The 23,207-nt window shown below is 36.3% G+C and carries 21 protein-coding genes and 1 riboswitch; of the genes, 8 read left to right on the top strand and 13 right to left on the bottom strand.

The features are described from left to right. Window positions 1–114: 114 nt before the first annotated feature. The gene (locus tag C7J90_RS04145; protein WP_103209594.1) at window positions 115–1,728 is read right to left on the bottom strand and encodes a xylulokinase; all 1,614 of its coding nucleotides are present in this window, start codon (window positions 1,726–1,728) and stop codon (window positions 115–117) included. Between the two features lie 156 nt (window positions 1,729–1,884). Then, the gene (locus C7J90_RS04140; RefSeq protein ID WP_410048034.1) at window positions 1,885–3,156 is read right to left on the bottom strand and encodes an anaerobic C4-dicarboxylate transporter family protein; all 1,272 of its coding nucleotides are present in this window, start codon (window positions 3,154–3,156) and stop codon (window positions 1,885–1,887) included. Window positions 3,157–3,413: 257 nt separating this feature from the next. On the opposite strand from C7J90_RS04140, the gene C7J90_RS04135 reads away from it, so the two are divergent. The 4 genes from C7J90_RS04135 (at window position 3,414) to C7J90_RS04125 (ending at window position 7,876) form a co-directional block, all read left to right on the top strand. Then, window positions 3,414–4,760, top strand: a complete 1,347-nt coding sequence (locus tag C7J90_RS04135; RefSeq protein ID WP_103209590.1) for an alanine/glycine:cation symporter family protein — start codon at window positions 3,414–3,416, stop codon at window positions 4,758–4,760. Between the two features lie 678 nt (window positions 4,761–5,438). Next, window positions 5,439–6,383 (top strand): ketopantoate reductase family protein, encoded by a 945-nt coding sequence (locus tag C7J90_RS04130; RefSeq protein WP_103209592.1) that lies wholly within the window; start codon window positions 5,439–5,441, stop codon window positions 6,381–6,383. 368 nt (window positions 6,384–6,751) lie between these two features. Further along, window positions 6,752–6,979, top strand: a complete 228-nt coding sequence (locus tag C7J90_RS11860; RefSeq protein WP_142379864.1) for a hypothetical protein — start codon at window positions 6,752–6,754, stop codon at window positions 6,977–6,979. Between the two features lie 729 nt (window positions 6,980–7,708). Then, window positions 7,709–7,876, top strand: coding sequence for a hypothetical protein (locus tag C7J90_RS04125; protein WP_158701901.1), 168 nt, complete (start codon window positions 7,709–7,711; stop codon window positions 7,874–7,876). A 115-nt stretch (window positions 7,877–7,991) separates the two neighbouring features. Here C7J90_RS04125 and C7J90_RS04120 read toward each other — a convergent pair whose 3' ends face one another. The 7 genes from C7J90_RS04120 to C7J90_RS04090 form a co-directional block, all read right to left on the bottom strand. Continuing rightward, window positions 7,992–9,215, bottom strand: a complete 1,224-nt coding sequence (locus tag C7J90_RS04120) for a restriction endonuclease subunit S (protein ID WP_103208861.1) — start codon at window positions 9,213–9,215, stop codon at window positions 7,992–7,994. Beyond that, window positions 9,208–10,764 (bottom strand): type I restriction-modification system subunit M, encoded by a 1,557-nt coding sequence (locus C7J90_RS04115; RefSeq protein ID WP_103208863.1) that lies wholly within the window; start codon window positions 10,762–10,764, stop codon window positions 9,208–9,210. The genes C7J90_RS04120 and C7J90_RS04115 overlap by 8 nt, the downstream gene beginning before the upstream one ends. A 1-nt stretch (window position 10,765) precedes the next feature. Continuing rightward, window positions 10,766–11,344, bottom strand: a complete 579-nt coding sequence (locus C7J90_RS04110; RefSeq protein WP_103208864.1) for a restriction endonuclease subunit S — start codon at window positions 11,342–11,344, stop codon at window positions 10,766–10,768. A gap of 92 nt (window positions 11,345–11,436) precedes the next feature. After that, the gene (locus C7J90_RS04105) at window positions 11,437–14,226 is read right to left on the bottom strand and encodes a type I restriction endonuclease subunit R (protein ID WP_103208866.1); all 2,790 of its coding nucleotides are present in this window, start codon (window positions 14,224–14,226) and stop codon (window positions 11,437–11,439) included. Window positions 14,227–14,408: 182 nt separating this feature from the next. Continuing rightward, entirely contained in the window at window positions 14,409–14,723 is a 315-nt protein-coding gene (locus tag C7J90_RS04100) for a hypothetical protein (RefSeq protein ID WP_103208869.1), read from the bottom strand. Between the two features lie 132 nt (window positions 14,724–14,855). Then, window positions 14,856–15,230: a hypothetical protein gene (locus C7J90_RS04095; protein WP_103208870.1), complete on the bottom strand. Its 375-nt coding sequence runs from the start codon at window positions 15,228–15,230 to the stop codon at window positions 14,856–14,858. Window positions 15,231–15,390: 160 nt separating this feature from the next. Next, window positions 15,391–15,573: a hypothetical protein gene (locus tag C7J90_RS04090; protein ID WP_103208872.1), complete on the bottom strand. Its 183-nt coding sequence runs from the start codon at window positions 15,571–15,573 to the stop codon at window positions 15,391–15,393. A gap of 276 nt (window positions 15,574–15,849) precedes the next feature. Between C7J90_RS04090 and C7J90_RS04085 the strand changes: the two genes are divergently transcribed. Both C7J90_RS04085 and C7J90_RS04080 read left to right on the top strand, forming a co-directional pair. Beyond that, window positions 15,850–16,746 (top strand): fructose bisphosphate aldolase, encoded by an 897-nt coding sequence (locus C7J90_RS04085; protein WP_103208874.1) that lies wholly within the window; start codon window positions 15,850–15,852, stop codon window positions 16,744–16,746. A gap of 329 nt (window positions 16,747–17,075) precedes the next feature. Next, complete coding sequence (locus tag C7J90_RS04080) at window positions 17,076–18,029, top strand: M23 family metallopeptidase (protein WP_103208876.1); 954 nt, start codon at window positions 17,076–17,078, stop codon at window positions 18,027–18,029. A 72-nt stretch (window positions 18,030–18,101) separates the two neighbouring features. Here C7J90_RS04080 and C7J90_RS04075 read toward each other — a convergent pair whose 3' ends face one another. Beyond that, window positions 18,102–19,154: a metal ABC transporter solute-binding protein, Zn/Mn family gene (locus C7J90_RS04075; RefSeq protein WP_174688356.1), complete on the bottom strand. Its 1,053-nt coding sequence runs from the start codon at window positions 19,152–19,154 to the stop codon at window positions 18,102–18,104. A gap of 273 nt (window positions 19,155–19,427) precedes the next feature. Here C7J90_RS04075 and C7J90_RS04070 point away from each other — a divergent pair, with 273 nt between their 5' ends. After that, window positions 19,428–20,093, top strand: a complete 666-nt coding sequence (locus C7J90_RS04070) for a C40 family peptidase (protein WP_142380708.1) — start codon at window positions 19,428–19,430, stop codon at window positions 20,091–20,093. A gap of 25 nt (window positions 20,094–20,118) precedes the next feature. Next, window positions 20,119–20,532 (top strand): hypothetical protein, encoded by a 414-nt coding sequence (locus tag C7J90_RS11855; RefSeq protein ID WP_142380709.1) that lies wholly within the window; start codon window positions 20,119–20,121, stop codon window positions 20,530–20,532. Between the two features lie 179 nt (window positions 20,533–20,711). Here the strand turns inward: C7J90_RS11855 and C7J90_RS04060 are convergent, their stop codons facing one another. The 3 genes from C7J90_RS04060 to C7J90_RS04055 all read right to left on the bottom strand — a co-directional run bounded on the left by C7J90_RS04060 (window position 20,712) and on the right by C7J90_RS04055 (window position 22,960). Beyond that, entirely contained in the window at window positions 20,712–21,398 is a 687-nt protein-coding gene (locus C7J90_RS04060; protein WP_103208882.1) for a type 1 glutamine amidotransferase domain-containing protein, read from the bottom strand. Between the two features lie 97 nt (window positions 21,399–21,495). Beyond that, the gene (locus tag C7J90_RS11850) at window positions 21,496–21,669 is read right to left on the bottom strand and encodes a hypothetical protein (protein ID WP_158701900.1); all 174 of its coding nucleotides are present in this window, start codon (window positions 21,667–21,669) and stop codon (window positions 21,496–21,498) included. A gap of 7 nt (window positions 21,670–21,676) precedes the next feature. Next, the gene (locus C7J90_RS04055; RefSeq protein ID WP_103208884.1) at window positions 21,677–22,960 is read right to left on the bottom strand and encodes an O-acetylhomoserine aminocarboxypropyltransferase/cysteine synthase family protein; all 1,284 of its coding nucleotides are present in this window, start codon (window positions 22,958–22,960) and stop codon (window positions 21,677–21,679) included. A gap of 61 nt (window positions 22,961–23,021) precedes the next feature. After that, window positions 23,022–23,119, bottom strand: a riboswitch (SAM riboswitch). Between the last annotated feature and the right edge of the window lie 88 nt (window positions 23,120–23,207).

Raw genomic sequence — 23,207 nt, 5'->3', positions numbered from 1 at the left:
TCCTTTCTCTTTGTATATCTGCATAAAGTTAGTTGTATCGCCTAATCATAGTCATAGTTTAACACTTACACTTTCAACTTTAAAATAATTGCACTCCATCTTTTACGATGTCATTTAATTCTTTGTATTCTTACTAAAGATTTGATGCGCTATTTCTTGTAATTGTAATCCCGCTTCAAATTTAGCTACATATTCACGAAATTGTAGAATATCTTCTGGTAATGGTGTATATTCAGTTGATGGACGCTGTTGGAAAACACGCTGTTTAAGGTATGTTTCGAACTCTTGTTCATGCGCATGCAGACTATAGTTTGCAAGGACTGCCATGCCCCATGCGCCCCCTTCACTAGCTGTGTCCATTACACGAACCGGACTTTCAAGTGCCATAGCCAAATATTTTTGAGCGACTTGAGGCGTCTTAAAAAGTCCGCCATGTCCTACAATTGAATCAATACGGATATGTTCGTTTCTTTGTAGCAAATCAATACCTATTTTCAAAGTGCTCATAGTACTAAAAAGATGTGTCTTCATCAAATGCGCTAATGTCAGTTGTCCGTCACGTGTACGCACTAACATAGGGTAACCTGTTGAGACCTCTGTGATAAACTCTCCTGATACATATCCATAGGACAACCAGTGGCTTGCATCTGCATTTTCGTCCAATGCTCGCTCAAGTACTGTCGTAAAGAGTGCTTCTTGATTAAAGTTTATGCCCATAGCAGTGAGTACCTCGCCAAAAAGCCCCATCCAGCTATTGATGTCTGATGTACCATTATTGGCATGTATCATGGCAACCTCGTGTCCACTTGGCGTCGTTACAATATCTACCTCAGGATAAACGTGGCAAAGCGACTTATCTAATACAATCATCGCAAATATACTCGTCCCCACTGATACATTACCGGTATGTGGCGCAACACTATTGGTCGCAACCATTCCTGATTGCGCATCCCCTTCAGGAGGGCATAGCGGACATCCTGAGCGTAGCTTACCTGTCGGGTCAATCAAACGTGCGCCTTGTGTTGTTAGCTCTCCGGAATTTTGGCCTGCTACATTGACTTTTGGCAAAATTGACTCAATTCGGTGAGAATAACCGTGATTTTCAAGTAGTTCATCAAAGACTTCACACAAGTCTTGTCGATAGGATTGAGTCACGCTATCAACTGGAAACATCCCTGATGCATCACCGATACCTAGTACTTTTTCACCCGTCAAACGCCAATGAATATAACCAGACAAAGTCGTCATAAATGAGATATGAGCAACATGTGACTCTTGATTAAGTATTGATTGATACAATTGGGCAATACTCCAACGTTCAGGGATATTGACTTCAAACTTTTCTCGCAACGCTACTGCTGCTTCGGTGGCATTGTTGTTACGCCATGTACGAAAAGGCACAAGCAAGTTCTCCTTATCATCAAATACGAGATAACCATGCATCATTCCACTAATTCCAAGTGATGCAATTTGAGTCATTGTAACGTTATATTTCTGTTCAATATAACGCGTCATCTGTCCGTAACTCTCTTGGATTCCTTTCCACATTTCATCCAAATGATACGTCCAATATCCTGCTTCAAAACGATTTTCCCATTCGAATGATCCTGTTGCAATCGTATGACAATCAGGCGTGATTGCAACGGTCTTAATACGCGTTGAACCCACCTCAATTCCAACACTGATCTTCCCCGATTGTAGAAGATAGGCGTTTTCATGATTCTTCATTTTCATCACTCTTTCCTCTTAACATGTGACCGCTTTCATCATATAATAGGACCTCTTTAACATCAATTCATCATTCTTAAAATAAATATTTTAACAATTTAAACAAAACAAAAAGCGACCCGACAAAATGATGTCGAGCCGTCATATTCAATCCTTTTATAATCCTAATAATGTTTTAATACTCAATCCGACAATGACTGATACAGTAATGCCGAAGAATCCTGGCAATAAAAAGCTTGTCGTACGTGTTGATCGCGTTTCGTCAACATCGACCGCAAACAAAATTGTCGGTTGTGCCGGAATAACAAAGTTCACATTTAACGTTTGCACAACAGCCATAAAAAATGTAGGTGGTATTCCAAGTGATAACATAATCGGTACTACAATCGAAGCCGTTGCAGATTGTGAGATAACGACCATCGCAATCAGTGAAACGAGTAAAATAATCAGCCACGGTGCCGCACTAATGAGGCCACCGACTTGTTCTTCCATAATTGAGCGGTTGGACGGTGCACTAAAGATTGTGGCACCAAGCCATCCTGGTCCAAGTACCGCAAATAATGCCCCCATAGCTGCTTGTGTAATATGAGAGGACAAAATTTGTTGAGGTTGAACCTTGATCAGTAATAAGTTAACCATCGCACTCATGTACATAAAGAGTTGTACAAGTTCTGTCATTTGTAATTGAACCGTCTCACCATCGACCTTAAATGACGGACTTAACTCTGGGAAAATACCAAAAGTTAAAATACAAATAACAGCAATGATAAATGACATAACTCCCAGTTTGACGCGAAGGCTATACTGCGTTTCAGTTTGAGATTGGCCAATCTTTTGCAACATCGTTTGTGCATGGACATCATCTATTTTCGTTTGTCCTACAAAAGTCACAAAACAACTTAATAAAAACATCGTAATCAACGCTGTCGGCAAGACAATGGATAAATATTGACCGAGCGTAAAACCAAGTCCCGCAAATTCAGAAATCATATACGCAGTTGCAGATGCAGCTGGGCTACACAACAATGCAAGATTCGCAGTTAAAACAGACACAGTTAATGCTTTTTTAGGGCGTATACGTGCTTTGATTGCTGTTTTAGCAATAATGGGTTCTAATGACAATGCAATATTCGCTGTACCTATACCGAAGACAAATACAAAAACAATCAACGGCGCTATGAAAATAATTGACTTTGGAAAGCGTTCAATAATCTTTGAAGCTAAATGAACTAAATAATCAATACCACCAGTTGCTTGCAACGTCCCGCCAGCGATACCAATTGAGAGAATAATTAAAACCGCTGTCACAGGCGCAGAACCCGGTGGCAAACCAAAACCAAATATCATCACAAGCTGAGTTACTAAAGCAAATATACCGCAACCTAAAGCCCCCGCAGTGCGTAACCCTAACACAATTGCGAGGACCATAATGATTATCTCTATAATAAAAAGAAGCATACCTCTTCCTCTTTTCTATTTTTATGTGAATATTTTAACATATAATTTTCATCACTTTCATCTATAAAAGTACACTGATTATGTCCAAATTGTTAACACTTTAATGCATTATTAAGATAAATCACTCTTATAAATTATTGTAAATTTCAGTCTATTTAACCTATAATAATTTTATAGCTCATTTGATACTACGATTTCGCATTGAATCATATAAAGGGGATGAAACAATGTCATATCTTATTCAATTTACAAATTGGTTATGGGGATATCCCATTGTGTTGCTTCTGTTGCTATCGAGTTTATTTTTGACATGCTACTTAAAGGGAATTCAGTTTCGGTATTTTGGTTATATCATAAAACAAACATTTGGACAATTTAATGCAACCCCGGTAGGAGAAGGAACCATTACACCACGCCAAGCACTTACCTCAGCACTCTCCTCTACTGTAGGCGCTGCCAATATTGTAGGTGTCCCTACCGCCATTATGATGGGTGGTCCGGGCGCTGTTTTCTGGATGATTGTGATCGCTTTTTTCGGAATGGCACTCAAATTTAGTGAAAGTGTGTTAGGCGTTCATTATCGAGAGAAAAATAGTCAAGGTGAGTTTGTAGGCGGGCCAACCTATTACATGAAAAATGGTTTTCGCAATCGCCAATTAGGGATGATTTTTGCGATAGTATTCGCTGTAGCTCTCGCACTTGAAATCATACCGAGCACCATGGTACAAGGCCACTCAGTTGCAAGTACAGTGCATGATACTTTTCATATTCCGCCTATTGTCACAGGTCTCATTTTAGCAATCATTGCGTCACTTGTGGTGTTCGGTGGTGTAAAACGTATTGCGACATTTACAGAGATGATAGTCCCGGTCATGGTCGCACTTTACCTGATTTTAAGCATCGGTATTGTGATTATAAACATTCAGCATTTACCTCATATCATGATACTTATTATCGAAAAAGCCTTTCGTCCGGATGCAGCGCTCGGAGGTAGTTTTGGCGCAGCACTTGCCACAACAATTCGTTGGGGTTTTGCACGAGGGATATATTCAAATGAAGCAGGTCTAGGAACTTCTTCAATTGCACATGCTGCCGCTCAGACAGACCATCCCGTCCGCCAAGCATTTTGGGCTGTCAGTGAGATTATAGTCGATACACTTGTCATTTGTACGACAACAGCATTTGTCGTACTCGTCTCTGGCGTTTGGCAAGAGCCTGACGCAAAAGAGAACGCTGCAGCACTCACTGCACGCGCCTTCCACGATGCATTTGGTAGTTTCGGCAGTGCCATCGTCTCAATTTCGATGGTATTCTTTGTATTTTCGACGATAATCGTCATTATCTTTTATGGGTCACGTATGGCTGAATTCATATTCGGCATCACAGCAGGCACAATCATGAAAGTCATATACGTCATCTCCATCATCATAGGTGCAATTGGAGTCGGCACACAATTGTGGAACCTTCTCGACCTTGCACTAGCCATCGTATTAATTCCAAACATCATCGCCGTATTAATCCTATCTCCAAAAGTCAAAGCACTCACACACAACTATATCAAAAAAGGTTGTTGAGATTGCGCTTTGACTTCGAGCAGAACCTAACAGTGAACAAAATTGTTCCCCAAATTTTGTGAAACTGTGTAGTTCTGTTGAGAAGTCAGCAATCGAAACACCGTCTATCAAAAAAGGTTGTTGAGCTTGCGGTTAGAGTTTGAGCATAACTCGAGCAATTCAAAAAATTGTTCCTCAAATTTTGAAGAATTGCGAAGTTATGCCGAAAACTCTGCAATCGAAACACCGTCTATCACAAGGTTGTTGAGCAAGTGTTTAGGATTCAAGCAGAATGGAATGACGAGCAAAATTGTTCCCCAAATTTTGACGAGTCATGACATTCTGTCGAGAATCCTACTTGCGAAACACCGTCTATCACAAGGTTGTTGAACAAGTGCTCAGGATTCAAGGAGAATGGGATGGCGAGCAAAAAATTTTGACCTTTTTGCTTTATTTTTTGCATCATCAAGAAATATTCAATTTTTTAAAAAACGAGGCAAAATTGATGCAGTTTTTCAATTTATACACCATATTGCATCACTTTTAGTTAGCTAGGCGTACTAAAATAAGTATGAAACATCCCCTAAAAAACCCGCAAAATTATCTGTAGCACAAAATTAAATGTTGACATCAATTAATATTAAATCTATACTCTTCTGTAATGGAGATTGTAAATCTATAAAGAAAGGAGTCTGAAAAATGAGAAAAATCTCAATTATTGGCTCTGGCGCTATGGGGTGCCGAATTGGTTCACAATTATCACAGGCAGGATATTCAGTTACTTTAATCGATACATGGGAAGACCATGTGCAAGCCATACGCGAAAAGGGGCTTGAAGTTCAGACCGAAACTGACACGTATACCATTGATATTCCAGTCACGACACCCAATGAAGTGAATGAATCATTTGATTTGGCTATCGTCTTAACCAAATCAATGCAATCTGAAGAAGTAGTTAGAAAATTATATGATAAGGGGGCTATTACTCATCATACCGCCGTACTCTCAATGATGAATGGATTAGGCCATGATGAACGCCTTTCAAAAATTGTGCCACATGAACAGATCTTTTTAGCTGTAACGATGTGGACTGCAGGATTACGTGGCCTTGGCAAAGTATTGCTTGAAGGAATAGGTAGCATTGAATTACAACGTGCAGACGGTCAAACTGATGAGCGCACAGAACGTATCGCTCAAATGTTGAATGATGCACAGTTAAACGCGAAAGTCAGTGACGATATATTTCGTTCAATCTGGTCTAAAGCTACCTTGAACAGTGTATTAAATCCACTATGCACGATTTTTGACAAGACGATATATGAATTCAGTCAAAACCCTATTGCTTCAAAACTCGTCCACCCACTCGTAGCAGAAATTGTACAAGTCGCAACATCTCGTGGTGTTCACCTCGATCAACAGGAGCTCATCCAAAAAATTGAGAATGCCTATCCAAAAGAAGCACAAGGATTACATTATCCTTCGATGCATCAAGATCTATACAACGGTAGATATACAGAAATCGACTACCTTAACGGTCAAATCTCAAAATACGGAGATGAAGCGGATATTGATACACCTTACAATGATACACTCACATTTTTGATTCATCAGTATGAGTTCGTTCATATTGAGGATCAGTCATAATCTCGACGCAACATACACACAAACAGACAAATCATAGACGCATTTCTATTTGCGTATCCACAACTCATTCATAAGTAGGAACCCAAAGTGTTAAAAGCTACTGATGTACCCTTATGGCATATCTTTAAGCTCTCACTATGGGTTCTCTTTTGTTTATCTCAATATCTTTTAGTAAAAAAACAAAACATTCATTAAAATTTTTTACATATTTACTAAGCATCTTAATATTTTTTCGATTTTTCTGAAAAAAGTTGTTGCATTATTCAACATTGCACTATATAATATACATAACAAAACATATTATATAGACAATCTTATATAATGCCATTGCAATATTTTACAACTTATTACATCAGGAGGGTCACATCATGATTAAGTTATATCCTACAATTATCACCTTGCTCACCTCGACTTTATCTTCTCAACACCTGGCAGTCCGTCATACGCGTTCCTTTTTACTCACTAACAATTACGATACTATAAATATTTTCGACAATATATTAAAGACGCATTTTATCTATCCATACAGCGAACCCTACCTACTTCAAGCCATCGAAGTCAAAGATAACCGTTTACTAATTAACCATGACCCATAGAAATAGAATCATTCAAATATAAACAAAACCTTTTTATATAAATGTTGATGCGCTGCGTTATACTTTTGCAACATCAACTTGATCTATAAATGTACATATTTATGGTGTGATGACAATTCAGATCTCCAGATATCTATAGTCATATGCGTATTTGATAATAATCATCTTAGACACTACAACACCTATATTGTTATAGATATGAAGCGTCAAATCATCATAGTATTGACATCTTAAAGATCAAAGGGTGAAGACAAGTGCGATTGGGACTTGACACCATCGATTCTTAAAGAGAGAAAGTACACTTTGTTAGAAACCCTAGGGCTATTGATTTAGAATGTCTATCCCCTTCGCGAGCCTCCCGAAATGTGCGCGCAATTGACATCCACACCCTTTAGAAAAAGACATTCTAAACCTTAGTCCCTCACATAAAGTATCCCCGGACAAAATGTATCTGATGACTACACAAAATAGCGTATATATAAAACACTTTTTAAAATGATTTCTGATGCGAATACGCTATTCCCATAACCTTTCACTTTTTCTGATGCTGTTAATATAACAAACTTGTTATAGGAAGCACTGTTGACCGGGGCAACAGTGCTTCTTATAATTGTAGACACATTATATTTATATTATACTATGCATAAGATTGATATATTGCATTATGATAAAGTTTTAAATTGAGAAACTCTTTAAGAAAAGGTGAACGTGATGCTCATCAAGAATAAAATGTATTTATCAGTAATCATTGTATTATTCATCATTGCACTTATCTTATTAAGTTGGCCACATTTTTTTGAATTTGAACATAATGTACGTATCTTTGCAATAGTCATTGGTTTAATCAATTTGCTTATCTTCATAGGTGTATGTGTCAAAACAAAGCACAAGCAATAAGAAGGACTAATGGCGAGGTTAATGTCATCTATTCGCGACAATCCATCTCTTTTTAGAACCCTGTTTTATTAATATAATGTCTCAAACTTTTTTACATAATAGGCCGTTATCAACACTACACAAACATCTTCTGTAAAAAGCCTTGTTTCCGTTGCTTTAATAACTCAACTTTATCTTCTTGTTTTTCAATAAAAGTATCTAACCTATTGAAAAAAGCACCTATCTTATGTTGTTCTTCAACACTGGGTAACATTATATCAAATCCCAATAAAGTTTTTTCATGTATTCGCTTGCTACCAGTACCAGTTGAAAAAGCTTCTTTCTTTCTATAGTAATCTTCTCTAGATATATAATTTATAAAATAATATCTATCAATTTTACTGTAGTCAATATTCAGAGCAGGAACATCACCGGAACTATAAAAGTTATCTAAAGATTTGGGTACAATTCCTAAGGCTCCATTAAAAAAGTTTTGCTTACCATAAATAAATTGTCCAGCGAATCTTTTGTAATACACAGTTGCCCCCATTTTTAGTGCTCTATTGATATTTGCTTTACTTACGCCGTTACCTTGTAACTTAACTGTTAATAATTGGTCTTTTAGTAAATTATTCCCTTTTTCTAAATTATCAGGCTCACTCATAAAATAATTGAAATTAGTATTTTTCCATTCTTTAAAAGCATTCCCATTTTCATCTTTAAATCTTAGTTCTTGAGAGAAAATCTTTTGCATATAGCCGCGCTTTTGTTGCTCTAACAATTCATATTTTTTCTCTTCAAGCTCAATCAATCGATCAAGCTTACTGAAAAACGTGCCAATCTTTTCTTGTTCTTCTAATTCAACCGCCATACTTATCTTTAACTTTTTTATATCATTATTATATATGTGTACAACACTTTTTCCTTGAGCATACTTTGATAAATTTAACTTATTCACACCATTTAAAGATAATGAAATAAATGTTCCTTTATCAATTTTAGGCTCTAATATATTTATATCCCCTCCTATATAGAATTCATTATCAAACTCAATAGAAGAAGCGGTCGCTATATCTACAGAAGTTTCTCCAGATGAAGGTATTAAAATTTGGTTATACTTTCCTTCTTTTAACAACTTTTTATCTGCATTTGTACTGCTATATATATCAGTTATTATTGGCCCGTATTTTGTATATAACTCTCCATAGAGAATACACTTAACTCCTTTTTCACTTAAATCTTTTTTACCTAAATATTTACCTTTAGAAAATTCAACTATCTCCCCCAACTTCTTTTCTTCCCATTCTCCTGTAAATTCTGGGAAACGCAGTTCAGGGATGTTTCTTTTCGATTCACTCATCTTTCAACACCCCTAACTCTTTAAGGTAGCCATTGATTTCAGCTTCTACTTGTGCTATTTCGTTATCAATCACTTTAAGTTCTTGTTGGACTTGGTCGAGGTCAATTGGCTCTTCTTCTTCAAATGTATCGACGTATCTAGGAATATTTAGGTTATAGTCATTCTCTTTGATTTCTTCGAGTGAGGCATTATAGCTAAACTTATCAATTGTCTCACGGTTACGATATGTGTTGACGATTTTTTCAACATCTTCATCAGAGAGATGGTTTTGATTTTTCCCTTTTTCGAATGATTGTGATGCATCGATAAAGAGGACATTGTCATCATCTTTACGGCATTTTTTGAATACTAGGATACTTGTCGGAATGCTTGTACCGAAGAAAAGGTTCGCTGGTAATCCAATGATGGCATCAAGATAGTTCTTTTCTTCGATTAAATAGCGACGGATTTTACCTTCTGCTGCGCCTCTAAATAAAACACCGTGTGGTAATACAACTGCCATTGTGCCGTTATCATCTAAGTAGTATATCATGTGTTGAATAAAGGCAAAGTCTGCTTTTGATTTTGGTGCTAACTTACCATAATTGCTGAAACGTTCATCGTCCATAAATGATGGATCAGCACTCCACTTAGCACTATATGGCGGGTTAGCCACTACTGCTTCAAATCGCTCTTCTTTCACTGCAGGGTCTTCTAGTGTGTCACCATTTTCAATTGTGAACTGTTGGTAGTTTTTGTTGTGTAATAACATGTTCATACGAGCCAAGTTAAATGTTGTATTGTTGTATTCTTGACCGTAGTAATGACGAACGTTTGCTTCACGTCCTACACGTAATAAGAGTGAACCTGAACCACATGTCGGGTCATAAACATTTTTTAAGTCTTTGCGACCTGTTGTGACAATTTTAGCTAGTATTTTTGAGACTTGTTGTGGCGTGTAGAACTCTCCAGCTTTTTTACCGGCGTTTGCTGCAAATTGACCAATTAAGTATTCATATGCATCGCCAAGCATATCAATCTCCATGTCACTATGTACAAATGGTAGTGTACTGATATTCATCATTACTTTAGCAATTAGTTTAGTACGTGCAGCATTGGTATTACCTAGTCGTGTTGAGTGAAGGTCCATATCAGCGAATAAATGGTTGAAGTCATCTTCACTCTCTTCTCCACGTGTGGATTCTTCGATATGATTGACTGCACGATGTAAGTCTTCAATATCAAATGTTTGGTTTTCTATTTTACGAATAAGGTGACTAAAGCGTTCCTGAGGTTCAACAACAAATCCATTAGATTGAATCAGTTCTTCACGTATAACTTCTTGATACTCTTCGTTCTGCCAAGCATCTTCATATGAAATATTCTCTTCTTTTAACATATCTTCTACTTCTTGTTCTGTCTTTTCAGATAAGAAACGATAGAAAATTAATCCTAAAATATAGTTTCGGAATTCACTTGCATCCATATTCCCACGTAAATCGTTAGCAATACTCCATAATTTCTTTTGTAATTCTGCTTGTTGTTGACGTTGTTTTTCAGTTGTTGACATATTAATATTCCTCCCTTAATAACTGTTCTACTAAAAATTGGTCCATAAGATATTGCTTTTTTTGATATAAGTACTTTTGACGTTTTCGATATGCAGCTATTCGACCGATAAGCTTTTGTTTTTTCAGTGGTGGTGGTTGTATTTTGATTTGTTTCAAGTGATTGAGTGTCAGCTTTTTAACAAGTGATCCCCCCTGCATGAATTGATTAAGTTGTGCTTGTGCTGAAGGTGACATATTAAACCAATACACAAGATATTGACTGTCTAGGCGTGTCTCATCAATTTCGATTAATGTATAGTTGTAAGGTAATATGCTTCCTTCATGACGCTCACTCACTATTACACATTCGGTTGTCATCATATTCATGACAATCTGACCCGCTTGCACTATTTTCCCTTTATGGTTGTTTGGCAATTTCATCCATTTCGGTTCGTGAGGAAGGTGATGAAATACGCCTTTATCATATGACATCATCACGTGATCATAGATAGGCACCTCTACACCGTCAGTAGTGACTTCTTCTAAACGTGTAAGTAACGAACCGTTCGAATATCTAATTAAAGTATCAATGGTCAACACCCCTTTTCGATGTATTTTATCTTTACTACAATTGTATTATACACAGAAAAACTCTTGTAGTAAAGATAAAATACAAGAGTTTCTTAAGATTCTTATTCAGTATAACTATATTTTCCTGACGTATCTTCAACAAACCTCACTACATCATCTGTTTTCTTCTTACGCTGAATCAGATTGCCAGTTATATTTTGTCGCACTTGTTTACGATCAATGTGACCACTATATTCGTATTCACCAATAACTTCATTAATAAACGTTGGTGACATTGAGTGTTGTTGTGCAAACGTATCAATTTCTTTGAGTTTCTGTTGTTCTTCATAATCATAATAAGCTTCATTAATATCTGCATCTTCTTTTAAAGATGGAACGACACGATCAATGAATTGACGAATGAGATCTGCTTTGAGACGTAATTGTTCGTCATCTGCTTTATCTAACAATTGATGGATTTGACGACGTTTTTCATCTCTTTCATTTTTATTGGAAAGATTAATTTGTCCGATCAGGTCCATAATATACTTGACGTTAATCAGATCATTACGCATCAGTTCAATCTTAAAGTCAATATCGTCTAAAATCGACACACCTTCTTCATTATTTTTTTCTCGTCTAATCACATTTTCATAAATAGCGAGATATTTGCCTTTATAATCTTCATAAGTTTGTTCAGAAATATTCAGCTCATCTTCACTAAATTCAAATGCATCAAACGTTTTAAGTTTGACAAGTGTATTCGAAAGTTCTCTAAATGACTCAACAAATGCCTTTTGTTGTTCTTCAGATTCAAGATTATCTACATCAAGTGGTGTTGGAGCTAAGGTGTAGACAGTCTTTAAAGTATCTTTAAAGACTGTTAGGTATTCGTCATACGATAAACTTAATACTGTATCCGTATTGTCTGTTTGCGAGAATATCTCAATCGCTTCATCTGTTTGTCGCTTCAAATCTCGATAACAGACAATGTTACCATAAGGTTTGGTTTCTTTTTCAATCCGGTTTGTTCTTGAATACGCTTGAATCAAGTCGTGATGTTGTAAGTTACGATCAACATAAAGTGTATTCAGCTTTTTACTATCAAATCCAGTCAAGAACATGTTTACAATGATAAGAATATCAATCTTTTCACCTGGGACAACTGATTTCATACGCTTTGACACATCTGAAAAATAACCATCAAAGTGATCTGTATCATAATTCGTCCCAAATGTTTGGTTATAATCGACCATCACACGGTCAAGTACCTCACGAGAATGTTCAAAGTACTCCTCTTCATGTGTATCTTCATTCGCTTGATATGTAAATATCGTTGTAATATTTAAATCATGCTTACCTTCTTGTTTCAACTTTCGAAAGATATCGTAATACGCTATTGCCATAGGAATGCTTTGAACTGTAAACATCGTCGTATATTTACCTTGATGGGTCTTTTTCGAATAGTTCCTCACGATATGTTCTGCAACGAGCTGTAGACGTTCTTCATCCATCCAAACTTCTGACGTATTGATTTTATCAACATAATCTTCATTCATATTTTCTTTAGTATTAAAGGTCTGATTATATTCAACTGAGAAACCGAGTACATTGCCATCTCGTATCGCATCTTTAATCAGGTAATAATGTAAACACTTATCAAAAATATCGGCAGTGGCACGACCATCTTGACTCTTATTCGCTTCAAAGCGAGGCGTTCCGGTAAAACCAAAGTATTGGGCGTTTTGAAAATGTCGCTTAATCAGTCGGTGCATTTCGCCAAATTGTGTGCGGTGACACTCATCAATAATAAAGATGACCTTGTCTTCTCGATAACGATCCATAACAGCCTCGCCTGACTTCACCGCATTTGCCATCTTTTGTATCGTTGTGACAATCAGATGTTGTGAAGGATCTTCTAATTGTTTCAATAGTTTTTTCGTGTTTTGGGTAAAATCAACCGAATCATCTTGAAACTTATTGAATTCAGCTAGTGTCTGGCTATCTAAATCTTTACGGTCTACAAGAAAGATAACCTTCTTAATTTCTTCTTCTTGTGATAATAATTGACTCGCTTTAAATGAAGTTAATGTCTTACCGCTACCAGTCGTATGCCATATATAGCCATTATTATTCGTTTCTAGTGCTCGATTGAGTATCGCTTCAACTGCATAGACTTGATACGGACGTAATGCCATTAGAATCTTATCTGTTTCATTTACAATCATATAACGACTGATCATTTTAGCAAGATGACATGGCTCTAAAAAGTCTTTGATAAAGTCTTTAAGATAATTGATGCGCTCATTCTTTTCATCCGTCCAATAAAACATATGCGCCTTTAGAATTTCACGGTCACTATTCGCATAATAACGTGTTTCCATTTTGTTACTCACTACAAAAAGCTGAAGATAACGAAAGAGTCCCGTGAAATTTTGTCTACGATAACGCTCAATTTGGTTGAACGCCTCAGATATGGCGACACCACTTCGTTTCAACTCAATTTGTGTCACTGGTAAACCATTGATTAAAATGGTGACATCATAACGACTTTTATATTTGTCTTTCACACTGATTTGATTCGTCACTTGAAACTTGTTTTGGCACCATTTCTTCGTATTCATCAATTCAAGCGATACGACTGTTTCATCATCACGTCGGAGTATATAACGATCTCGTAGTTGCATTGCACTGTCGAACACAGACTTCCCATTAATATCCGTCAATAATCGTTGAAACTCACTATCCGTTAATGGTTTCCCCTCTAGTTTTGCCTCATGACGCTCATTAATAATCGCTCTTAAATTATCATACAGCTGTTCAACATTATGAATGTTGACGCGTTCATAACCTAAATGTTCTAATTGTTGGAGCACCTCATTCTCCAGTGCAAATTCACTTTGATAAGCCATCGTTATTCCCCTTTTTATTTTTCTCATATCATTTAAACGTTTACAATATAAATATATCACAATTCACTCATTCAAATAACACCAATCACTTATTTCGCTTTTTACTATTACACCACAAATATTTATTTGATAATGGGAATAATAACAACTCACTTTCTACAAAAGCGCATCATATGTACCAATCAGAATTTATTTTTTAACTTTTTAGGGATTTGTGATTTTGAGATGAGTGATTCGTCTAAAATCACACCTCCTGCATCAGTCAAAGTAACTTTAACAAATTGATCTGGATCAACTTTATCTACATTCATTGTCGTCAGTTTATAATGATGCTTAATATGACCATCTTCAGAGACTAATTTTTTTACGATGCCATCTTCACTTTGAATTTTCCCATAGTATATTTCTTTTTCATTAAGGTGTATCATACTGATAATCAAATAAGCTACAACACTCACTACGAGAATTCCAAATACTGTTATATACCTTTTTTTCATGAACTTCACCTCTCTAAATTAAGAATATGTTTTTAGTTCATATCCAAAAACGGTCTAGAGTCTTATTTAGTTATCTTTGAGACATTATCTCAATGATTACTTCAAACAGAATAGCATCAAATCATTAGTACTCTAATTAAAATCCTTAACCATAGCAACAGCCATATCCGTCTTAATTTCATTTGCTAAAACTTGTAATTCTGGAAAATAATTATTAGCAAATCCAATAATGATTTTGTTTTTAATATAAAGATTAATCTCCCTATCTTCTGGAATTGTTTTATCTATCAAGGCTAAAACTTCACTATGATTGATGTGATCGACACCCACTTCATCTATATACTTCGAAAATGCTAATAATAGTTGATCAAAAGTTTCATCTTCAAAATCAAAATCTAATAACAATAAACTGATAGAATATGTTTCTAATTGATCATCACCCATTCTTTCTGATAGTTCTTTGATCGCTTGATATAGCAATCTAAAGCTTTCTTTGTTTTGCAACATAAAGTGACACCTCATTTTAATTTAATAACTGACTTAGGTATAAACGGTACAATTGATGTACAACAATGTCTAAAGACGAATTACTGCAAAGTGCTAGACACGAAATATGAGTACAACATCATTCTCAGCTACATTGATTTAAAAGGAATCCGTCTATAAGTTAAGTTAACAATAATAATCCTATACCACATAAAACGAGTAATAATATCATGATGAACGTCGCTTTGAATGAACGTATTTCCATCGGTTTCATATATTCATTAATGATTAGACTGATAATCGTAATGGGGAGTAAAATCATTCCTGCACTCAATAGTACGACTAAGTTTTCATAAAATGCCATTGAATAACCTCTGATTTTTTCGTTTATTAACATCACCTTATCATAAGTCTATGTAGATAGAAAACTTTCCTTTTGAACTCTCCAAAGTAAACGTATTTCTTTCTTTTAGACAAACAGATGATATACATTCATTTATTTCTACAAAGTGTGTGCAATTCATCAATATTTTCTACTTTCAATATTTGGGTTATTTTCTTTTTCATTTAAATTATTTGAATGCATAACTTTTTTTAGGCATACTAGACGTGTAGGTTATAATAAATGAGGAGTGAAATTATGAATCAAGAACAATTTGATAAGATTAAAAACGGCAAAGGATTTATTGCAGCATTAGATCAAAGTGGCGGTAGTACTCCTAAAGCTTTACTTGGATATGGTGTTGAAGAGGATCAATATCAAAATGACGACGAAATGTTCCAATTGGTACATGATATGCGTACGCGTATTGTTACATCGCCTTCATTTACGTCTGATAAAGTACTTGGTGCGATTCTTTTCGAACAAACGATGGATCGTGAAGTTGAAGGTAAGCATACAGGTGATTACCTTGCTGATAAAGGGATTGTGCCGTTCTTAAAAATTGACAAAGGACTAGCTGAACAAAAAGATGGTGTTCAATTAATGAAACCTATGCCTGAATTAGAAGAATTATTAGCCCGTGCCAATGACCATAAAATTTTCGGTACAAAAATGCGCTCTAATATTCTTGAATTCAATAAAGAAGGTATCGATAAAGTTGTTGAACAACAATTCGATGTCGCAAAACAAATTATAGCTAGAGATTTAGTACCGATTATTGAGCCAGAAGTAAATATTAATGCTGAAAATAAAGCTGAAATTGAAGCGTATTTAGCAGATACGATTAAGGCACATTTAGATGAATTAAAAGAAGATCAATATGTAATGTTAAAATTAACAATCCCAACAAATGTTAACCAATATGAAGCTCTAGCAAATCATCCAAATGTTATACGTGTTGTAGCATTATCTGGTGGCTATAGCCGCGAACATGCAAATGAAGTCCTTAAAACAAATCATAATTTAATCGCAAGTTTCTCTCGTGCATTAATTAATGATTTACGCGTCAGTCAATCTGATGAAGAATTCGACAAAATTTTAGGTGCAACTATCGATTCGATTTACGATGCATCTGTAAACAAAGTTGAAGCATAATTCATATATTTGACATTATACACCCCTAAAGTAGACATATGACTTTAGGGGTTTTTTAATGCCATTATTAAGCATTTCGATAATCTCCATATTATGATTATCACGTATGATACGAATGCGTTTGTTTTATGTTAGATATTACATTTTTATATCAAGGTACTCATACAAAAATAATTTGAATAGTGCTATGAAGCCGGTTAACAAATTGTCCGAAATATTACAGTGTTTATCGCACTTTTACTATATAGTTAAAAAAGTATATCTCCTATTCTCACAGTCTATAGATGGTGTTACAGTACCTGTAGATTAATTTGAGGAGGCTATTCTAAATGAAGAAATTACTAAGCGTGTCGACTATCGCTTTATCTATAGGTGCTGCTGGGTTAATGTCCCAAGATGCGAATGCGAGTGAGGCAACTCAAGCGCACCAATATGAACAATTCAGTACAGAGGACGTCCAATCCCTTTTTTCATATGGTGAGATCACTCAAGATTCAAATGGTAACTATCACCACACGTTAGATGGTCATTGGAATCAAAGTATGTTTGACAATCATGAATATTATTTCTATCTCATAGATCACGAAGGTCGTACACATTATTTCTATTTCCCTATCCATAATTATGGTACACAAGGTGCTGAAGTCATCACGAATGAGACACAATCCCCATATCAAGATAATGACTACTCAGCATATCAAAGTCACCAAGATCTCACGTCAAATGGATATCAACCAGAAGTCAACCCAAATCAAATGCAGCTATCTAATCATAGTCAAAACAATAGCGGTGGAAGCGAACAATCCAACACAACGGATCAAACGGGACAAGGCCAAATCCCACAAACATCTGCACCTGAGTCAAGTTCATCAAATACAAACCAAACAGCCGATTCTAATTGGCTGTCTCAATATGAGCAAGTTCAACCTTATGGCCAATATCATGGCGGTGGTGCACACTATGGCGTCGACTATGCTATGCCTGAAAATACACCTGTATACTCACTGACAGATGGTACTGTTATTCAAAGTGGTTGGAGTAATTATGGTGGCGGTAATCAAGTCACAATCCAAGAAGAGAATAGCGATTACTATCAATGGTACATGCACATGAATTCGCTAAATGTTCAAGCTGGAGACAAAGTACAAGCTGGCGATCAAATTGGCTTGTCAGGTAGTACTGGTAACTCCACTGGCCCTCATCTTCACTTCCAACGTATGAGCGGCGGTGTCGGTAATGAAAATGCTGTCGATCCTAATCCTTACATCAATCAACAAGGTTAGAACCATTTTTGTGCCATGCAAAAAGCACTGGACGATTTTTTCGTTCAGTGCTTTTCTTATTAGTCAATGGTCTTAAGCTTTGATTTTTTCATCTAATGCTTTTTCAATGTTTTTAATATTTTCTTTCATCAATGATTGGAAAGTGGCGTCTTTACTTTGGTCTTTCGTCACAGATTCCATATTGTTAAATTTAAGTGGCTCTGCTTCTGTTTCTTTTCGAATCGTGTCTGTTACTTTGTTTGCAACATTTTGTTCATAAAGAATATATTTAGCGCCTGTATCGTTAATTTCTTTCACAATATTTGTTAATTCTTTTTGCGACGGGTCTTCTGCATTAAGCCCTTGAACCCCTTTTTGTTCGAACCCATAACGGTTAGCCAGATATCCTAATGATTCGTGAGAGATAAATACAGCATGTCCTTTATGACCTTCAGTTGCTTTTTTCAAATCGTCATCTAAACCTTCTAAGTCTTTTAATAATTTATCTGCATTTTTCTGGTATTCATCTTTATGCTCTGGATCACGTTGACTCAAGTCGTCACGGATTTCTTTAACGAATGTTTCGTCTAATTTTGGGTCTAACCATACGTGTGGGTCATATGTGCCGTGCTCATGTTCATCGTGTGCACCTTCTGATTCATGATCATGATCTGCTTCTTCGCCATGATCATGGTCATGTTCGTGATCCGCTTCTTCACCGTGTTCATGATCATGGTGATGATGATCTGCCAATAAATCTGATTTGTTAATGTGATCTTCTAAAGATAATTTTTGGTCATCTTTATCAATCGCATCCGCAATTTTTTTCGATACAGGATCAAGGTCATCCCCTGTATACACAAACAAGTCTGATTTCGTTGCATTAATAATATCCTTTTGAGACGGTTCAAAACTATGTAAGTCTGCACCTTTAGGATAAATCGACTCAACATCCACGTGGTCGCCACCAATTTGCTCTACAAATGACTGAAGTGGAAACACTGTTGTCGTTACTTTTAACTTATCATCTGAACTTGATGCCGTATCGCTTGAGCTTGATGATTGGTCATCACTTTGACCACATGCAGCTAACACTGTTCCTGCTAAAGCTACAGTTGCTAAAAATTTCATACTTCTTTTAATCATATGCGCTCCTCCATTGCGTTTTAGTAATCATTACGATTTAAGATTATATAGCAAATCTGTCTAAAGTGCAATGCTTCGATTTAAAAAACGCTACTTCATTCCATTAGAGATGGTATTCTACACCTTTTATAATTTTTATTTTCTATATTTTTGTAATATAATTGCTTTATAGATTCCTTTTTAATTAATGGACTTTATATCCTAGTGAAACAATATATCTGATTAAGTACATCGACAATTCTATGAGGTAGGTGGCTTTTTATGAGGTTGAGTGTGTCTGTATTGATATTTTTCGTTCTGGCTTATTTAATTTTTATATGTTTGGAAAACGCATCTCATAATGCAGCAATTCATCGTGGACGAGCGACCTCATTCATTAATGATGCCGTCTCAAAAAATCAATTTGATAAAATGATCAGTTTTCAACAAAGTATACATAAAGCCCAAGCTGACGAAAATTCTGATATAGATACTGAATCGTTTCAGCTTGAGCCTGGTGATATCTTAATTTCTAACGCTTCTATGTATAGTGGTATCCCTGGACACGCTGCATTGGCTGTATCAGACGACACAGTGTTACATATTACAAATCCAAGCTCTCCGACTACACGTTTGTCATTTGATCAATTTGTTTCTCAATTTACAAAGGACGGCAAATGGATAAAAATCTATCGGTCTAAATACCCTGGCGCCGGACAAAAAGCGGCTGACTGGGCCAACCGAAACTATAAAGGCAATCAACACTTTTACCGTATTGATACGAACTTGTCATCAACACGATGGACATATTGCTCTAAGATTATTTTTCAGGCTTACAAGTATGGCGTAAGTCATGAATCGATTTATGCACCAGGATCTCATATTATTTCACCTTATGCATTGCCGAGCCTTTCATCAAGTGCATATCACTTCGACTTGATTCATACTTTTACATCTTAAAACTCTTAAAAAAGGAGGTTAAATCATGACACATCAGTCTAAATCGTTATATTTAAAATCTAAATATCGTAAATCACTACGTTTACTCTATTTTGTCATCCTTATTGTCGCCATTGGATTACTTATTTATCACGCTATCCAGAATGGCGTATCTTATATATGGCATGACCCTTCATTATATGTAATTTTCATATTACACGTTGGATTAGCCCTTTTTAACATCCCGATTAATATTGCAAACGAAAGCAACACCCCTTCTCCATCTCTACGATTAAAATGGCATATCTTATTTAGCGCCATATTTAGCCTGACATTGGTAATTTTAATAGCACTATCAACAACCATTGTCAGAGCATTATCCATTGGAATCATCGTATTCATAGCCTGGCTCATTATAGCCTATAGCCTCTATCATTTACGTATGTACATCAAACGATAAAAAAGGTTGTTGAGCATGCGCTTAGAGTTTGAGCATAACTCGAGCAATTCTTCAAAATTGTTCCTCAAATTTTGAAGAATTGCGAAGTTATGCCGAAAACTCTGCATGCGAAACACCGTTTATCGCTCCCCACAAGACAAGTTCAAGAACTAACCCTCAAATTTTGAAGTATGGCCAAGTTATGCTAATGCTTCTTTGACAGCTTGGGCAACAAGTTTTGCCGATGCCGGGTTTTGACCAGTTATAAGTTGACCCTCTACTTCTATATAACCTTTCATCGGTATTTTTGACTTTCGATATTTTGCTTCTTTGACTTTTAATGCGGTCTCTAACGCAAAAGGCACATATTTCTTACGATTTGCGAGGATCTCCTCAACATTTGAAAAGCCTGTCAATGTTTTACCATCTATGAAGAAACGATGATTGGGACGTTTGACCTCAAGCAATGCACATGTCCCATGACATACAGATGAGATGATGCCGCCATTGTCGTATATCGTATTCACCGCTTCTTCAATATACGGATTTCCTGTAAAGTCATACATCACACCATGCCCACCTGTAAAATAAATCACATCATATTGTGATGGGTCTGCTTCACTCACTGCAGGGAGATGCTTAAGCTTGTGCATAAATACATCATTTTCATAATAAGATCGAGACAATCTATCCAGTGTGACACGATTTAAACTCACAGGATCTAACGGTGTTTCTCCACCTTTGATATTGTATAAATCCACTTGATAGTCAGGATCATTATGAAAGACATCATAAAAGTGTACAAGCTCACTTAGCCATAAGCCCGTTTCTTTATCAAATCCATCAAATTGATGATGACTTGTATTTACAATCATTATTTTTTTCATACATGCTCATCCTTTGTAAAGATAATCATACTACTACATTTCCAAGCCTACTTATCTGTCTTACTCAATCAAAATCGTTAGTTTTAATGATATTCTATTACGACTTCGTATCAGTTTGGGTTAACGATTGAATTTCTTGATTGATATAATGAATTTTTTCTTCTTTTAAAAAATAAGCTGCTTGATTGATAGGAATATAATCCTCCCATTCTTGTCTTTTAGCTAACAAATTTTCAAGTGTGCGCGCTTTATTCTCTTTTATTTCATTCATGATTGTTTCAGTCCTTTTTGATTGCTTTAAATCCTTTATCTAAATCACTTAAAATGTCATCTATATGCTCAATACCAATTGATAGACGAATCGTTTCGGGTTCGATGCCCGCTGCTCGTTGCTCATCTGCTGTCAGTTGTTGATGTGTTGTAGAGGCTGGATGGATAACAAGTGACTTTGCATCTCCTACATTAGCGAGTAATGAAAAAAGTTCCATCCCTTCAATAAATTGACGACCTGCCTCATACCCTCCCTTAATGCCAAAGGTAAAGACTGAACCTGCACCTTTTGGAAGGTAGCGTTGTTTCAACGAATAATATTCACTCGTTTCAAGTCCTGCATATTTGACCCATGCCACTAGAGGATGTTGCTTTAAATAGCGCGCTACTTTTTCAGCGTTCTCAACATGGCGTTCGACTCTGAGTGATAAGGTTTCAAGACCTTGTGTGAGCATAAATGCATTGAATGGTGACAAGGCTGCACCTGTATCACGTAACAACGTCGTACGAATCTTGAATGCGAGTGCTGCTTCTTGAAAGGCATCGACAAATACAATGCCGTGATAAGACGGGTCTGGCTCTGTTAAGCTCGGAAACTTACCATTTCGCCAGTCAAAGTTACCACCATCTATAATAACGCCACCCATCGTCGTGCCATGACCGCCAATAAACTTAGTCGCTGAATGTACGACAATATTAGCACCATGCGCTATAGGTCGACATAAATACGGTGTCGCAAACGTATTGTCTACGATTAATGGAATGCCAGCTTCATGTGCGAGACTCGCAAGGGATTCGATATCTTCAATATTCCCCTCAGGATTACCAATTGTTTCGACAAATATCCCTCTCGTTTCGTCTTTTATGGCTTGTTTGACTCGATTTGGATCTTTGGTATCGACTAAGGTCACTTCGATGCCAAATTTAGGCAATGTATGGGTAAAGAGTGTATGCGTACCACCATAAAGTGTTTCACTTGCGATAATATGCTGACCGCTTTGTGCAACCGATTGAATCGCATAGGTAATCGCAGCCATCCCTGATGCTACTGCCACACCAGCAACGCCACCTTCTAATTCAGCTAGACGTGTTTCGAGTACAGCTGTTGTTGGATTCATCAAGCGTGTATAAATATTACCTTCTTCTTTTAATCCGAATAGCTGTGCAGCATGCGTCGTGTCATCAAACGTAAAAGACGTCGTTTGATAAATAGGTAACGCTCGTGAATTTGTCGCTGAGTCCACTTCTTGCCCTGAGTGTAATTGTAACGTTTCAAATCGATAGTTTGTCATAATCTTCCCCCTCCATTCAAAAAAATAAAGCCTATCCTGAATATGATAGACTTTAGAGTAAATCTTATCTCTCAGGTGAATGCCCTGCAGGAATTAGCACCTAACTGAATAGGTTGCCTGGCTTCGTAGGGCCTGTCCCTCCACCAATCTTGATAAGTCGTATTGAATTATTTTGCAAATGAGAATAAAGCTATTTTAAATGAGCCCTTATGAAAAGTCAATGATTTATCTGAATTTTCTTTATGTT

This window comes from Staphylococcus felis, assembly GCF_003012915.1.
GTDB classification, from domain to species: domain Bacteria; phylum Bacillota; class Bacilli; order Staphylococcales; family Staphylococcaceae; genus Staphylococcus; species Staphylococcus felis.
Note: the sequence above shows the minus strand (reverse complement) of the source record. Positions and strands in the feature narration are given on the sequence as shown.